A 14,229-nucleotide genomic window follows, 5' to 3' on the forward strand; every position below is an offset into this window, starting at 1 on the left:
CCGCAGGCCCGGCGCCACTCCCAACGGTCAGGGCGCATTCCGGGGAATGCGCCGCGGCGGGCGGGAGTGCCCCATCCCCGCAGGCCGGGAGTTCAGGAACCTGACGGTGCCCCGGCAGCCTTAGCCGCCGGCGCACCAGCGCATGATGGCCTTTTGCGCGTGCAGCCGGTTTTCGGCCTCGTCAAAAATCACCGAGTTCGGCCCGTCCATCACCTGGCTGGTCGCCTCCTCCTCGCGGTGGGCCGGCAGGCAATGCATGAACAGCGCGTCCGGCTTGGCGTGGGACATCAGTTCGGCATTGACCTGATAGGGCCGCAGCATGTTGTGGCGGCGCTCTTTAGAGGACTGGCTGTCATGCATCGACACCCAGGTATCCGTGACCACCAGGTCCGCGCCTGCGACCGCCTTGGCCGCGTCGCGCTCGATCACCACCTTGGAGCCCGCCTGGCGCGCCAGACCGACAAACTCGTCTTCGGGGTCCAGCTGCGCCGGGCCCGCAAAGGTGAGGTCAAAGCCGAACTGGCCGGCCGCGTGCAGGAAGGAGGCGCAGACGTTGTTGCCGTCACCGCACCAAACCACCTTCTTGCCCTGGATCGGGCCGCGGTGCTCCTCATAGGTGAGGATGTCGGCCATGATCTGGCAGGGGTGGGTGCGGTCGGTGAGGCCGTTGATCACCGGCACGTCGGAGTATTCCGCCATCTCGGTCAGCACGGTCTCATCAAAGGTGCGGATCATGATCATGTCGACATAGCGGCTGAGCACCCGGGCAGTGTCGGCGATGGTCTCGCCATGGCCCAGCTGCATGTCCTTGCCCGACAGCACCATGGTCTCGCCGCCCATCTGGCGCACGCCGACGTCAAAGGACACCCGGGTGCGGGTCGAGGGTTTCTCAAAAATCAGCGCCACCATCTTGTCTTTCAGCGGCAGCTCATCATCCAGCGCCGCCTTGGGGCGGCCAAGGCGGGCCTGCTTGGTGGCCTTGGCCTGGTCGATGATCGCGCGCAGATCGGCGGGGCCGGTTTGGTGGATGTCGAGCAAATGGTTCATGTCGGTATCGCTTTGTTCGGGCGACGGCCGGGGGCGCCTCCCCCCGGACCCCCGGGAGTATTTCTGCAAAGGTGAAAATCAGGCAGCTTCGACCTGGGCGGCGGTTTTTTCCAGGCGGCTGACGGCCTCGGCGATGTCCTCATCGGTCAGGGTCAGCGGCGGCAGCAGGCGGATCACATTGTCGGCTGCCGGAACGGTGATCAGTTCGTTGTCGTAGCCTGCCTTGACCACGTCGGCGTTCACCGCCTTGCACTTGAGGCCCAGCATCAGGCCGGAACCGCGCACCTCTTCGAACACCTCCGGGTGATCGGCCACCAGCCCTTCCAGCTTCTGCCGCAAGAGGCCCGCCTTGCGGTTCACCTCGGCCAGGAAGGCCTCATCCGCAATGTGGTCCATCACCGCGCAGCCCACGGCACAGCCCAGCGGGTTGCCGCCATAGGTGGAGCCATGGGTGCCCGCGGTCATGCCGCTGGCCGCGTTTTCCGTGGCCAGCACCGCGCCCAGCGGGAAGCCTCCGCCGATGCCCTTGGCCACCATCATGATGTCTGGCGCGATGCCCGCCCATTCATGGGCAAACAGCTTGCCGGTCCGCCCGACGCCGCATTGCACCTCATCGAGGATCAGCAGCAGGCCGTTGTCATCGCAGATCTGGCGCAGCGCCTTCAGCTCCGCATCCGGGACCGGGCGGATGCCGCCCTCGCCCTGCACCGGTTCGATCATGATCGCGGCAGTGCTTTCGCTGATCGCATCGGTCACACCGTCCAGATCGCCGAAGGTCAGATGCACGAAACCGGGCAGCAGCGGGCCGAAGCCCTTGACCATCTTCTCAGACCCCGCGGCGGCGATGCCGGCCGAGGACCGGCCATGGAAGGAGCCGTCAAAGGTGATGATCTCCACCCGCTCCGGCTGGCCTTTGTCATAGAAATACTTGCGCGCCATCTTCACCGCCAGTTCGCAGGCCTCAGTGCCGGAGTTGGTGAAGAACACGGTGTCGGCAAAGGTATGCTCGACCAGCTTGTCCGCCAGCGCCTGCTGCTGCGGGATGTGGTAGAGGTTGGAGACATGCCACAAGGCTTGCGCCTGGGCGGTCAGCGCCTCCACCAGTGCCGGATGGGCATGCCCCAGCGCGTTCACCGCGATGCCGGAGCCCAGATCCAGAAAGCGGCGCCCGTCCGCCGTGGTCAGCCAGGCGCCTTCGCCTTTGACGAATTCCAGCGGTGCACGGTTGTAGGTCGGCAGAACGGACGGGATCATCAGGATCATCCTTTTCACAGATAGAAGCCAAAGCTGTGACGTAAGCTTGGCCTTGGGTCAACGGGGGATCATAGGATTTCGAAGGGGGGATGTGCCGCATGGCAGGCACAACAGATCAGGGGCCGGTCACGCCAGGCGACGTCGGCGTCGCGAAATGGTGGTATGTGCGCGTTTGATCATGGGCAGGTTCCATAGTGGAGGTTTCATCGAAAGAAAACCCCTTTTGCGCACCCCTCCCCGCCAAACCGCCGCAGCGCGCCGCCCGTCCCCTTCACCTTTGCTGAAATACTCCGGGGTGAATTGGCCGCCAGGCCAAGAGGGGCAGCGCCCCTCTCCTTCGCAAAACCGCGGGGCCGCGCCCCTTCTGGCCCTTCAGCGTAAGGCAGGCACCGAACCATTTCCCCTTGCATCCCGCCGCGGCTTGCCGCACCGCTTGGCGATGAGCCGCGACACCCCTGAGAACCCGCCCCTGGCCGCTGCCCTGATCCTGGCAGCGACAACCTTCATTGCCGGCACCACGCTGATGGCCAAGGCGTTGGGGACGGATCTGCTGGGGACGCCGCTTCACCCGATGCAGATCAGCCATGGCCGCTTCCTGTTTGCCTTCATTGCGATCTCAACCGCCGTGCTGATCCTGCGGCCGCGGTTCACCCGCCCGCATTGGGGCTATCACATCGGCCGCACGTCCTTTGGCTGGGCGGGGGTCACGCTGATGTTTGCCTCCGTCGCCTATATCCCGCTGGCCGACGCCACCGCGATTACCTTCCTGAATCCGGTCTTCGGGATGCTGCTGGCCATTCCGCTACTGGGTGAGCGGGTCGGCCCCTGGCGCTGGGGCGCTGCGCTGATTGCCATGATCGGTGCGATGATCCTGCTGCGGCCCACGCCGGCCAGTTTCCAGCCCGCGGCGCTGCTGGCGCTGGCAGCGGCGGCGGTGATGGGGCTGGAGCTGATCTTCATCAAGAAGCTGGCGGGCCGCGAGGCGCCCTTGCAGGTCTTGTGGGTGAACAACCTGCTGGGGCTGGCAATTGCCAGCTGCGCGGTGCTGCCGGTCTGGCAGATGCCCACCCCGGGACAGTGGGGCGCGCTGGCGGCGCTGGGGCTCTTGATGGCCTGCGCGCAGGCCTGTTTCATCAACGGGATGGCGCGCGCCGATGCATCGTTTGTGGCGCCGTTCAGCTATGCCACGCTGGTGTTTGCGGCGCTTTATGATTTTCTGGGTTTTGGCGCGGTGCCGGATGCGGTCTCCGTCCTCGGCGCCGTGATCATCCTGGCCGGCGCCGCCCTCCTCGCCTGGCGGGAGGGACGGCGCAAACCAACCGCCGCCTCAGCCGCCCCCGCCGCGCGGTAAGGCCGGCGCCCGGCAGGACGCCGCCTGGCCGCCGGATCAGGGCTTCAGCCGGTAGCCGGTGCGCAGCATGAGCCAGGCCAGGCCGCAGACCGCCAGGGTCGCGCCGCCGCAGACCGCCAGCCCCAGCCAGGGCGAGCTGTCCGACGTGCCGATCACCCCGAATCGCACCCCGTCGATCAGATAGAACACCGGGTTCAGATGCGAAATCGCCTTGAGCACCGGCGGCAGCGCTTCCACCGAATAGAAGGTGCCGGATAGAAACGCCAAAGGCGTCACGATGAAATTGGTGATCGCCGCCATCTGGTCGAACTTGTCGGCAAAGACCCCCGCAACGATGCCCAAGGCCCCCAGAAAGGCCGCGCCCAGCACGATGAACAAAAGCGCCACCGTCGGATGCGCGGGCACGATCTGCAAGACCGCCATCAGCCCCAGCCCGATGCCCAGCGCCACCAGCGTGCCGCGGGCCACCGCGCCCGCCAGGTAGCCCAGCAGGATCTCCAGCCCCGACAGAGGCGGCATCAGCGTGTCGACGATATTGCCCTGCACTTTGGCAATCACGATGGAGGATGAGGTGTTTGCAAAGGCATTCTGGATCACCGTCATCATCATGATGCCCGGCGCCAGGAAAGTCAGGAACGGCACGCCCATGACGTCGCCGCGCCTGGGGCCGATGGCAATGTTGAAGATCATCAGGAACAGCGCCGCGGTCACCAGCGGCGCCAGCAGGGTCTGGGTCCAGACCACCAGGAACCGCTTCACCTCGCGCCAGGCCAGCGCCTTGAGCCCCAGCCAGTTCACCTGCCCGGACCTGCGCGCGCCCAGTTCGACCTGATACCCCTGATCTGCCATGATGCCCCCTGTGTTTTTGCTGCTTTGCCTGCATAACGGCTGCCGCTTGGGGCGCAAGATGCCTTGTAACTCCGCCCGCAGTGATTAGAATAGAGCGATCACACGGAATATGATGGCGGCCGCAGAACCCCTGGGGCCGCTATTAGCTTGGAAAGGCAACAGATGTCCTGGACAGACGAGCGCGTCGAACTGCTCAAGAAAATGTGGGGCGAAGGCCAGTCGGCCAGCCAGATCGCCAAGGAACTGGGCGGCGTGACCCGCAACGCCGTGATCGGCAAGGTGCACCGGCTCGGCCTGTCCAACCGCAACAGCGGCGGCGCCAAGGCTGCCGAGCCCAAGGAAAAGCCCGCGGCAGCCCCGGCCGCTGCCGCGCCGAAACCGGCCGCGGCGCCCAAGCCCAAGCCGCAGCCCAAGACCGAACCGGCCCGTCCGGCCGCGGCCCAGCCTGCAGCCGACGCCAAGCCCGCAACGCCTGCGCGCCGCCAGATCATCCCGGCCGGCCAGCCGCTGCCGCCGCAGCCCTCCGCCAATGAAATCAGCCCCGAGGCGCTGGCCAAGGTCAACGAGGTCGAGAAGAAAGCCAAGAAGCTGGGCCTGATGGAGCTGACCGAGCGCACCTGCAAATGGCCGGTGGGCGACCCGGCGACTGAGGACTTCTGGTTCTGCGGCCTGCCCGCCCAGCAGGGCAAACCCTATTGCGAGGCGCATGTGGGCGTGGCCTTCCAGCCGATGTCCTCCCGCCGCGACCGCCGCCGCTGAGCGCGTCCGGCAGCTTGAGATATCAAAGCCCCGGCAGTGCGTCCGGGGCTTTTTGTTTTTGAGGGGCCTCCCGTCTTCCAGGAAGGTCTGCATGGCAGGATGCATCCGGCACAAGCGCAGGACACGGCTATCTCTCGCCGCATGTGTCGATTGGCTGGCAAGCGGCGCCCGGTTTGCGCAAATATGGGACCTGGCAGTATCCCAATCTATTTGACTTGTGAGCGGACAGAGCTTCCGTCCGTGCCGCATTGGCCAACGACTGCAAGCAGCCCGTCACGGACTTGCGGAAGACAAGGCTTCATTCCGCTGCCTCGACCGGTTTTGCCCAATCTTCCCATCCTGTTCCAGCTGTCATGACCGGGCCTTCCCATGCAAAGGGGATCTGATGGATGGTGGTGTCGCGCCCGTCGATCTGAAACACAAAATAAGCCGGATCCATCGGGGCACCTTTCAGCAGTTCAGTTTCACTCAGGTCTGGGATTGACTGGTTGCCTGTCGAAGGCACGCTGGCAAAAGGGACCCCCGCCAGGCACCCGTGGATGGGCGCATGGACATGGCCGAAATGGATGTAGTCAATTTTCTCTGCATGGGCTCTGATCAGGTCCTGAAAAGGGCTGCGATCATCCTTGTTCAAGGCGATCTTGTCTTCGGCGGGCAACCCCAACAGCATCGGGTTGTGATGCAGAAAAACGCGTGCGCGTTCGCAACTTTCAAGCTCGGCCCGCAGCCAAGCCCGGCGGACTGCGCAGAAATGCCCGGCATGGGTGCGCTCGCCCACGCTGTCGAGATAGATGAAGCGCGCACCGTCGACAGTTTCAGCATGATTGACGAAGCCGTTTTCGTCCACGGGATGATCCGCAAAAACGGACCGGAAGGTTGCCCGGTCGTCGTGGTTGCCAATCATCAGCCGCACCGGAACCGGCAGATCGGCGACGGCAGCTTGCAGCGCTTCATAGGCTGCGCGTTCCCCCCAGTGGGCCAGATCGCCAGTAATGATAATGCGTGCGGCATCGGCATGGTTTTCCACCACGTGCGCCAGAGCGCGTGCGAACCGGGCATGGGGGTTCAGCCCGCCCATTTCCTCGCCGGGGACTGTCAGGTGAATGTCTGAAATATGGATGATTTTCATTTTCTTACTCTGCCCGAAGAAGAACCGGCCGCACGCAGGTGCGCGCGCAGCCGGAAAGAAGGCGTTAGCCGTTGGGAAGCAGGTCGGCGACTTCTTCGACCATCTCTTGCTGCAGCGCTTTCATGTCGGTGGCGTCGCCGGTGACAATGCGTTCGATGCCGTCGTAAATCACCTGAGTGACCGCCAGACCATTGTCGCCCGGATAAGCCAGCCAGTCGCGCAGCAGCGGCAGCTGATCCACGGCAGTCTGCTTGTTCGGGTTCTGGTCATAGAAATCGGCTAGGATCACCTCGTTCGCGGCCTTGTTCGGCGGCATGTAACCGGTGGTCTTGGCCACTTCGGCTGCGCCTTCGCCGCTGGTGATGAACTTGAGCCAGGCCCAGGCGGCCTCCTGCACTTTCGGATCATCCGACGTTGAGGTCAGCATGGCGGCGTTACCGCCCGCAGGCAGGCCTTTGGGAGTTTCGCCCATGCCGGGGAACGGGCCGGTTTTCAGCGCGAACTCACCTTGCGAGCGTTCGACAGCGCCCAGGGCCGAGGTCGACCAGAACATCATGCCGATCTCACCCGCCGAGAAGGAGGCCAGCGCCGCCTTCCACTCGAGGTTCTGCATGTCGCATTTGGTGAAGATCTCCTGCATCTGCTCCATGGCGGCCAGTGCCTCGGGGCTGTCCAGAGTCACACGGCCGTTGTCGACAATCGCCTTGTCCTGTGACCACATCAGCGCCTGCATGAACCAGTTGCCGGTGATGTTCCAACCCCAGAAAATCGGGTTGTCGATGCCGTTGGCCTTCATGGTTTCGCACATGCCGATCACCTCGTCCCAGGTGGTGGGCAGGGTTTCAACTCCGGCTTCTTTCAGGAGGTCCATGTTGTAATAGCCAACCGGCAGCGAGACCGAGAACGGCAGGCCGTGAACGTTTTCGCCAAAGGTCGACAGCGACAGCATGGCCTCGTGGTAGCCATTCTTGGCAAAGTCCGCTTCTTTGGCGATGAACGGTTCCAGCGATTTGGCGATGCCCTTGTCGACCAGGATCTGCTGGCGGTTCAGACCCTGCATTGTGACATCGGGAAGGTTGCCGGACACTGCTTCGCGCAGGATGGTGTTGGTGCCGTCCTCGTAGGATTCATAGGTGGCGCGGAATTTCACATCAATATTCGGATGCGCTTTCTTGAAGGCCGGCATCATGGCCTCATAGGTGACGTCGAACAGATGGCTGTAGGGATAGGCGAATTCGATGGTCACGGTGTCTTCGGCCATCGCGGCGGCAGCGGTCAGCGCCAGGGCCATTGCAGACAGGGCGGTTTTCATGGAAATCTTCCTCTCATTCCAAACGTGGAGCGCTTGTGTTTGGCGATGCACGCTCCGGGTTGATCCCAGTCGGGATTACGGGAGGGTGCGGGGCAGCCCGCACCCGAAACTCATTTCATTCCGTTCAAGGTGATCCCTTCAATGAAGCGCTTCTGCGCCAGCAGGAAGGCAACGATCAGCGGGGTGACGATCACGGTGGCGGTGGCCATCATCGGGCCAAAGAATGACCCGTCGCCATCTCCCTTGAACTCGCGCAGGCCCAAAGGCGGCGTAAACAGGTCGCGGTTTCCGGTCACCACAATGCGGGGCCAGAAGTAGTCGTTCCAATGGGCCACGATCGAGAAAATGGCAAAGGCCAGCAGCGCCGGGATTGCGGTGGGCAGCATGACCCGCCAGACGATGGCGAATTCGCCCATCCCGTCCATGCGCGCCGCATCAATCAGATCATCCGGCACCGTCATGAAGAACTGGCGCATCAGGAAGATGCCAAAGACCGAAATCGTCCAGGGCACAACAAGCGCGGCATAGGTATTGGTCAGCCCCAGCTTGGCCAGCATGATGTAAAGCGGCAGCGCAATGGCGTGAACGGGGATCAAGAGGCAGAACAGCACCAATCCGAAAACCGCATCCCGGCCCCAGAATTTCAGCTTGGCCAGGGCGTAGGCCGCAGGCAGCGCGACCACGACCTGGATCAGGAAGATCGACGCAGTCACAATGACCCCGTTCAGCAGATAGCGCAGCAGCGGCGCCTCGGTGAAGGCCTTGGAATAGTTGAAGACGACAGGCCGCATCGAGCAGTCAGCCGTAGCCTCTGCCACCAGCAGCTCCCGGATCGCACTGTCGCTTTGCCCCGGGAAACGGTTCGCTGCGGCGGCGATATCATCACGGCCGGGGTCGCGCAGCTTGACACAGCGCTCATCCACCATCATTTCCTGCCGTCCGAAAAATCCGCCCTCTCCCCGGTCAATCTCACCTGGGGATTTGAACGAATAGCTGACCATCATGTAGAACGGCGCAAGGACAACGATCACGCCAAGGATCAGGATCAGGTGCTTCCACCAGTCACGGGTCATTTGTAATGGACCTTTCGTTCCACCAGCCAGCGCTGGATCAGCGTGAGAAACATGACGAAGGCAAGGAACAGCATGGTGATTGCCGAGCCGATCCCGATCAGGTTCTGCTGGATGCCCTTCTCAAAAATGGCAAACATCATCACATAGGTGGACTTGTTCGGCCCGCCGCCCTGCGGCCAGAAGGCCTCGATGGTGTCAAAGACCTGAAAGGCGCGGATGCAGGTGATGGTGACGACAAATACAGTGGTCGGCCCCAGCGCAGGCCAGGTTACCAGCCGGAACCGCTCCCAGGCGGATTTGGCCCCGTCCATCTCTGCGGCGTGATACAGCTCACGGTGGACGCTGGTCAGCCCGGCCAGATACAGCACCATGTTAAAGCCGAACCCCTGCCAGATGCCGATAAAGCATATCACCCAGATCGCATAGCGCTTGTCGCCCAGCCAGACCGGGAAGCGGTCAGCGCAGCCCTGCGCCAGGAAGGGCCAGATCTGTTCCAGAAATGTGCCGCAGCTCATTTCCAGCGTGCGGTTCACCATACCGATTGACGGGTGAAGCATGAACTCCCACGCAATCGCCATCGCCAGAAGCGTCGCCATGACCGGCAGGAAGTAGATCGTCTTGTAGATCTCGCGGAACCGGCCCAGCGAATTGATCAGCAGCGCGGCCCCCAGCCCAAGCCCGACCGAGATCGGCACCACGGTCACCACATAGGTCAATGTGGCCAGAAACATCTTTTCATAGGCCGAACGGGTAAACAGCTTTTCATAGTTGCGGCTGCCGACCCAATCAAAACCGCTGTTTCCAAGCGAATAGCTGGTGAAGGACAGCAGCCCCGCGATGGTGATTGGCACCAGCAGGACGATCACCATCAATACCAGGGCCGGCGCGGTCAAGACCCATGCGGCGCGTCGTTCTTTGGTTGCGTGACCTGCAACTGCCCTTGGTGCTGTATCAGTCATGGAGGTTTCGATGGCTGACATCTCAGGCCACCTCAGAGGTTGCAGCGTTCGGATGACGAAGCCTGCGTACGCGTGCCCCATCCGCATCGAAAACCAGCGCTTTGTCCGCATCAAACGCCAGGGCGACAGGTGCTCCCAGCGCCAAAGCTGCGCGTTGCTCAGGCTCTGCGCGCAGCGTAACGCGCTCCTCCAGGCCCGCGACTTCGACTTGAACGAACAGCTCTGAACCCAGGTTTTCGCTATGAACAACACGGCCGCGGATCGGACTGTATCCGCTTGTCAGCCGAAGCGCCTCGGGCCGGATACCCAGTGAGCCGACACCTCTGCCCCCGTCGATAACGGCAAGGTCCAAGGCGTGATCCAGCAGGCTCAGCCGTCCGTCAGCTGCGATTTCAAGCGGCAGGATGTTGATTTTTGGAGAGCCGATGAATTCAGCAACCTCGATCCGGTCAGGATCTTCATAGACCACATCAGGGGCTGCACATTGCAGGATGCGCCCGCCCATCATCACCGCGATGCGGTCTGACATCGTCATCGCCTCGACCTGATCATGAGTCACATAGATAAATGTCGCTGCCAGACGGCGGTGCAGCTGCGCGATCTCAGCCCGGGTCTGGACCCGCAGTTTCGCGTCGAGATTGGACAGCGGTTCATCCAGCAAAAACGCGGCAGGCTCCCGCACCAGGGCCCGCCCCAGAGCCACCCGCTGGCGCTGGCCACCGGAAAGCTGACCCGGCTTGCGGTCCAGAAGATGCCCGATCTCGAGCATTTCAGCAGCATGGCGGACATCCCGGCCTATACCGCCAGCCACGGCGCCTGCGCCGGGCATAAAGCCGCCGACGACCGGCAGCCGCTGCAACCCGTTCATGCGCCGCATCCTGAGCGGCACCGCGATGTTTTCGCCCACGCTCAGATGCGGGTAAAGCGCATAGGACTGGAACACCATCGACAGATTGCGGTCCGCCGCGCGCTGGCCTGCAACGGAGTGCCCGCCGATCTGGATGACTCCGTCGCATTGGTCTTCCAGTCCGGCGATGATCCGCAGCAGTGTGGACTTACCGCAGCCTGACGGACCAACCAGCGAGATAAATTCCCCGTCGGCAATATCGAGGGATACCCCTTTGAGCACCTCGGTCTCGCCAAAGCGCTTGGTTACATTTTTGATGCTCAGCCCTGCCATCCGATTCCTCCATCTGACAGGGGCTGTCTAAGCAGCTGAGCCTTCACTTTTGTGACGTCATATTAGTGAGACTAATGGCGGCTATGGCCTTGCTCAAAAGGAGGCCAAACATGCGCGCCAACCATCACCAGTTTGTTGCCTTTGCCTATGTTGTCCGCGAGGGCAGCTTCTCAGCCGCTGCCGTGCGGCTGGGTGTGACGCAGTCAGCCGTGACCCAGCATATCGCCAAACTGGAGAAACAAGTCGGCTCGCAGCTGCTGGTGCGAGGCCGGGATGGCATTTCACTTACCCGGACAGGGCAGGAGTTCTATGGCCTGGCCGACCGTATGGTTGCACTGAATTCCGAAATCAGCGAGCGGCTCGAAGGGTATGAAGCCATGGCCCGCGGCCACATCAAGATTATCGCCAACGCCCCTCTTCCCGCGCTCAAGGCGATCAGCCGGTTCAGGCAAGCCTATCCTGATGTCGAGATCGACTTTGCCCTTTATGGCTGGACAACCGCAATCAGCCTTTTGCAGGAGCGGCGCGCGGATGCCGGCCTGATCACGGATCCGCCGCGCTCTGATGACTGGGAGCGCGTGACGGTGCAAAAGAACCAATACGTGGCCTATCTCCTGCCCTCTTCTCCGCTCGCCGAACGTGACATTCTGAGCTTCGAGGATCTTCAGGGGGAAACCATCATCCTGCCGGAAACCGGATCTCTGACGGAACGTGTCGTGCGCGAAGCACAACTAAAAAGCGGGGTGCGATTTCAGCGAACAATAACGATGAGCACGTTCCCCTTGATGTGTGAGGCGGTGTTGCAAGGGGCCGGAACAGCGATATTCCTTGGTAAGAGCGGGTTGATTTCGAGAGGTTTGGCCGAAGTTCCGATTGCTGAACTGACCCAGCAGCACGAAACCGCAATTGTGGCTCCAAAGGACAGAGCAAAACTGCGGCTGGTAAAGGCTTTCATTGGAATTGCCTCCTCCTGACCCCAAGTCGCAATCTGCGCTTCCTGGACATTCGCACCACGCGCAGCGTTCGCCGCGATGAGCTTCAGTACAGGTATTCGCTCCGTTGGCTCTCAATGCCCCCTTTGAGGGTCGTGCAGGCAAAGCCGTCGCCCTGCCTGCATACTCAGATCAGTTCGCGACCGGCCCCTCAGACGTGAACTTCGGGATCACGCTGTCGGAGGCTGCCTTGGGCTCGATCCCCGGCCAGTTGCCTTCGGCCAGGTTGATGTTGCCGGGGATGTCTTCCTCCCAGAAGCCGACCACCACATCGGTGATGTTCAGGTACAGCTTGTCGTCGACGATGCGCCACAGGTTCGGGTTGGCCGGCACCTTACCGCCCTTGGAGACGCCATAGGCGCAGTGGCCGTCATACTGCGGCGCGTAATAGGCCGGGTTTTCCAGGAACTTGTCGCGGTTTTCCTCGGTCGAGAACGCCCAGGTGGCGCCGTTGTAGTCGGCGGTGAATTCAGTGCTGCCCCGCACCGGCGCGGTTTGGGGCGTGCCCACCGGGTTCATCTCCAAGCTGCGGTAAGCGACCACGTCATAGCCGGACACGGCATAGCCGGTGCCATCGACGTACTGCTCCCCGGCAAAGGCCGGCAGGGCAAAGGACAGCGCTGCCGCAGCAGCAAATGCAAGACGCTTCATGAAATCATCCCTTTCATCGGTGATCGGTTCAAATTGGGCACCGGTCCTCGGCACCAGCCTTGGCACTGACATTACTGCCGCTGCGGCAAATGCGAAGGGGGGCTCACGTCTCTGTGTCCGGGGACGAGAGGATGTGAGCGTTTTGTAAAATTTCCGCGGCCCAGACCTTCCAGTCATTGGAATTTCCGATTTTCCCCTTATCTCTGCCAAAGCCGGCCGCCGCGACCCTGCGGGCGGCCTTGAACCGGAAACAATCAGAACAAGGCCCGACAGATGAGCGATACCTCCTACACCCCGCCGAAGGTCTGGAAATGGGAAAAAGGCAACGGCGGCCAGTTTGCCTCCACCAACCGCCCCGTTGCCGGCGCCACCCATGATAAGGAGCTGCCGGTAGGCGAGCACCCCTTCCAGCTCTACTCGCTGGCGACACCGAACGGGGTCAAGGTCACCGTGATGTTCGAGGAACTGCTGGCCGCGGGCCACAAGGGCGCCGAGTATGACGCCTGGCTGATCGACATCGGCGAAGGCGACCAGTTCGGCTCGGGCTTTGTGGAGATCAACCCGAACTCCAAGATCCCGGCGCTGATGGACCGCAGCGGCACTGAGCCGGTGCGGGTGTTCGAGAGCGGCTCGATCCTGGTGCATCTGGCGGAGAAATTCGGGGAGTTCCTGCCCCAGGACGGCCCGGCCCGCACCGAGACCCTGAACTGGCTGTTCTGGCAGATGGGCAGCGCGCCCTACCTGGGCGGCGGTTTCGGCCATTTCTACGCCTATGCGCCGGAGAAGTGGCAATACCCGATCGACCGATTTGCAATGGAAACCAAGCGCCAGCTTGACGTGCTGGACCGGCAGCTGGCGGACCGCACCTATATCGCGGGCGAGGACTACACCATCGCCGATATGGCGATCTGGCCCTGGTACGGCCAGCTGGTTCTGGGCCGCCTCTATGACGCCGCCGAATTCCTGGACGCGGAAAGCTATACCAATGTGGTCCGCTGGGCCAAGGCGATCGACGCCCGCCCGGCGGTGCAGCGCGGCCGCAAGGTGAACCGCTCCTTCGGCGATCTGCACATGCAGCTGCACGAGCGCCACGACGCCAGCGATTTCGAATCCCGCACCCAGGACAAGCTGGAAGCGGCGGCGGAGTAACCCGCTCCGCCCCTTGAGATGACCCAAGCGCCCGCGGCAACGCGGGCGTTTTCGCTTTTCGCGCCCCTACATCCAGCCCAATTGCGTCAGGGCGTGCACATCGTTCCAAACCTTCGTCATATGGCGGATCTTCGGCCCGTCGAAATCCAGCACATAGACATAATCCGAGGCCACTTTCTTGCCCGTCGGCGCGCCGTTTCCGGCATCTGCCGTGTGGGTGCCGTGAAAGACGGCAAACAGGATCGCGCGGTTGCTGTCCTCATCCACAGCAAGGGATTTGAACTCGGCATGGGCGTCCGGCATCGGCACGAGCAGCCCCTTGGCCCATTCGGTATAGTCTGCCAGCGTCCTGATCTCCGCCAGCGCGTCCGACTGGACCGCGAAGGTGGCGTCCGGCATGCACCATTCCTGGCACACGTCCCAACCCTTGCCGGCGTCGCAGGCTTCGCAGAAATCATGTGCGGTCTGTTTGATGGACATCGTTCTCTCCCTCCCTGCTGGGTCGCCGGGCATGGCGCTTGGCC

At 62.6% G+C, this 14,229-nt stretch carries 14 protein-coding genes; 4 read left to right on the forward strand and 10 right to left on the reverse strand.

Features of this window, described 5'->3' with window-relative positions:
* Positions 1 to 120 precede the first annotated feature (120 nt).
* Positions 121 to 1,047, reverse strand: a complete 927-nt coding sequence (gene argF / locus AC4HIX_RS05005; protein WP_490398133.1) for an ornithine carbamoyltransferase — start codon at positions 1,045 to 1,047, stop codon at positions 121 to 123.
* A 78-nt stretch (positions 1,048 to 1,125) separates the two neighbouring features.
* On the reverse strand, positions 1,126 to 2,301 hold the full coding sequence (locus tag AC4HIX_RS05010; RefSeq protein WP_490398134.1) for an aspartate aminotransferase family protein: 1,176 nt from the start codon (positions 2,299 to 2,301) through the stop codon (positions 1,126 to 1,128).
* A 439-nt stretch (positions 2,302 to 2,740) separates the two neighbouring features.
* Here AC4HIX_RS05010 and AC4HIX_RS05015 point away from each other — a divergent pair, with 439 nt between their 5' ends.
* A complete protein-coding gene (locus AC4HIX_RS05015; RefSeq protein ID WP_490398135.1) occupies positions 2,741 to 3,652 on the forward strand; it encodes a DMT family transporter in 912 nt (303 codons plus the stop codon).
* Positions 3,653 to 3,688: 36 nt separating this feature from the next.
* Here AC4HIX_RS05015 and AC4HIX_RS05020 read toward each other — a convergent pair whose 3' ends face one another.
* Positions 3,689 to 4,501, reverse strand: a complete 813-nt coding sequence (locus tag AC4HIX_RS05020; protein WP_490398136.1) for an ABC transporter permease — start codon at positions 4,499 to 4,501, stop codon at positions 3,689 to 3,691.
* A gap of 162 nt (positions 4,502 to 4,663) precedes the next feature.
* Here AC4HIX_RS05020 and AC4HIX_RS05025 point away from each other — a divergent pair, with 162 nt between their 5' ends.
* Positions 4,664 to 5,260 (forward strand): GcrA family cell cycle regulator, encoded by a 597-nt coding sequence (locus tag AC4HIX_RS05025; RefSeq protein WP_027234793.1) that lies wholly within the window; start codon positions 4,664 to 4,666, stop codon positions 5,258 to 5,260.
* 298 nt (positions 5,261 to 5,558) lie between these two features.
* Here AC4HIX_RS05025 and AC4HIX_RS05030 read toward each other — a convergent pair whose 3' ends face one another.
* The 5 genes from AC4HIX_RS05030 to AC4HIX_RS05050 form a co-directional block, all read right to left on the reverse strand.
* The gene (locus AC4HIX_RS05030) at positions 5,559 to 6,389 is read right to left on the reverse strand and encodes a metallophosphoesterase (RefSeq protein ID WP_490398137.1); all 831 of its coding nucleotides are present in this window, start codon (positions 6,387 to 6,389) and stop codon (positions 5,559 to 5,561) included.
* Positions 6,390 to 6,453: 64 nt separating this feature from the next.
* Positions 6,454 to 7,701 carry an ABC transporter substrate-binding protein gene (locus AC4HIX_RS05035; RefSeq protein ID WP_490398138.1) on the reverse strand — a complete coding sequence of 416 codons (1,248 nt, stop codon included), beginning with the start codon at positions 7,699 to 7,701 and terminating at the stop codon, positions 6,454 to 6,456.
* A 110-nt stretch (positions 7,702 to 7,811) separates the two neighbouring features.
* Positions 7,812 to 8,774: a carbohydrate ABC transporter permease gene (locus tag AC4HIX_RS05040; RefSeq protein WP_490398139.1), complete on the reverse strand. Its 963-nt coding sequence runs from the start codon at positions 8,772 to 8,774 to the stop codon at positions 7,812 to 7,814.
* Entirely contained in the window at positions 8,771 to 9,733 is a 963-nt protein-coding gene (locus tag AC4HIX_RS05045; RefSeq protein WP_490398279.1) for a carbohydrate ABC transporter permease, read from the reverse strand. Before AC4HIX_RS05045 ends, AC4HIX_RS05040 begins: the two co-directional genes overlap by 4 nt.
* A gap of 22 nt (positions 9,734 to 9,755) precedes the next feature.
* On the reverse strand, positions 9,756 to 10,913 hold the full coding sequence (locus AC4HIX_RS05050; RefSeq protein ID WP_490398140.1) for an ABC transporter ATP-binding protein: 1,158 nt from the start codon (positions 10,911 to 10,913) through the stop codon (positions 9,756 to 9,758).
* A gap of 110 nt (positions 10,914 to 11,023) precedes the next feature.
* Between AC4HIX_RS05050 and AC4HIX_RS05055 the strand changes: the two genes are divergently transcribed.
* A complete protein-coding gene (locus tag AC4HIX_RS05055) occupies positions 11,024 to 11,887 on the forward strand; it encodes a LysR family transcriptional regulator (RefSeq protein ID WP_490398141.1) in 864 nt (287 codons plus the stop codon).
* A 150-nt stretch (positions 11,888 to 12,037) separates the two neighbouring features.
* On the opposite strand, the gene AC4HIX_RS05060 is transcribed toward AC4HIX_RS05055, so the two are convergent.
* Positions 12,038 to 12,556: a YHS domain-containing (seleno)protein gene (locus AC4HIX_RS05060; protein ID WP_490398142.1), complete on the reverse strand. Its 519-nt coding sequence runs from the start codon at positions 12,554 to 12,556 to the stop codon at positions 12,038 to 12,040.
* Positions 12,557 to 12,829: 273 nt separating this feature from the next.
* Here AC4HIX_RS05060 and yghU point away from each other — a divergent pair, with 273 nt between their 5' ends.
* Positions 12,830 to 13,705, forward strand: a complete 876-nt coding sequence (yghU, locus tag AC4HIX_RS05065; RefSeq protein WP_490398143.1) for a glutathione-dependent disulfide-bond oxidoreductase — start codon at positions 12,830 to 12,832, stop codon at positions 13,703 to 13,705.
* A 66-nt stretch (positions 13,706 to 13,771) separates the two neighbouring features.
* Here the strand turns inward: yghU and AC4HIX_RS05070 are convergent, their stop codons facing one another.
* A complete protein-coding gene (locus tag AC4HIX_RS05070; protein WP_490398144.1) occupies positions 13,772 to 14,185 on the reverse strand; it encodes an ester cyclase in 414 nt (137 codons plus the stop codon).
* Positions 14,186 to 14,229 lie beyond the last annotated feature (44 nt).

It is taken from the genome of Leisingera sp. (assembly GCF_982940295.1).

Excerpts from the sequence above, each read along its gene's own strand:
- argF (WP_490398133.1), bottom strand. The coding sequence starts at position 1,047 with ATGAACCATTTGCTCGACATCCACCAAACCGGCCCCGCCGATCTGCGC.
- AC4HIX_RS05010 (WP_490398134.1), bottom strand. The coding sequence starts at position 2,301 with ATGATCCCGTCCGTTCTGCCGACCTACAACCGTGCACCGCTGGAATTC.
- AC4HIX_RS05015 (WP_490398135.1), top strand. The coding sequence starts at position 2,741 with ATGAGCCGCGACACCCCTGAGAACCCGCCCCTGGCCGCTGCCCTGATC.
- AC4HIX_RS05020 (WP_490398136.1), bottom strand. The coding sequence starts at position 4,501 with ATGGCAGATCAGGGGTATCAGGTCGAACTGGGCGCGCGCAGGTCCGGG.
- AC4HIX_RS05025 (WP_027234793.1), top strand. The coding sequence starts at position 4,664 with ATGTCCTGGACAGACGAGCGCGTCGAACTGCTCAAGAAAATGTGGGGC.
- AC4HIX_RS05030 (WP_490398137.1), bottom strand. The coding sequence starts at position 6,389 with ATGAAAATCATCCATATTTCAGACATTCACCTGACAGTCCCCGGCGAG.
- AC4HIX_RS05035 (WP_490398138.1), bottom strand. The coding sequence starts at position 7,701 with ATGAAAACCGCCCTGTCTGCAATGGCCCTGGCGCTGACCGCTGCCGCC.
- AC4HIX_RS05040 (WP_490398139.1), bottom strand. The coding sequence starts at position 8,774 with ATGACCCGTGACTGGTGGAAGCACCTGATCCTGATCCTTGGCGTGATC.
- AC4HIX_RS05045 (WP_490398279.1), bottom strand. The coding sequence starts at position 9,733 with ATGACTGATACAGCACCAAGGGCAGTTGCAGGTCACGCAACCAAAGAA.
- AC4HIX_RS05050 (WP_490398140.1), bottom strand. The coding sequence starts at position 10,913 with ATGGCAGGGCTGAGCATCAAAAATGTAACCAAGCGCTTTGGCGAGACC.
- AC4HIX_RS05055 (WP_490398141.1), top strand. The coding sequence starts at position 11,024 with ATGCGCGCCAACCATCACCAGTTTGTTGCCTTTGCCTATGTTGTCCGC.
- AC4HIX_RS05060 (WP_490398142.1), bottom strand. The coding sequence starts at position 12,556 with ATGAAGCGTCTTGCATTTGCTGCTGCGGCAGCGCTGTCCTTTGCCCTG.
- yghU (WP_490398143.1), top strand. The coding sequence starts at position 12,830 with ATGAGCGATACCTCCTACACCCCGCCGAAGGTCTGGAAATGGGAAAAA.
- AC4HIX_RS05070 (WP_490398144.1), bottom strand. The coding sequence starts at position 14,185 with ATGTCCATCAAACAGACCGCACATGATTTCTGCGAAGCCTGCGACGCC.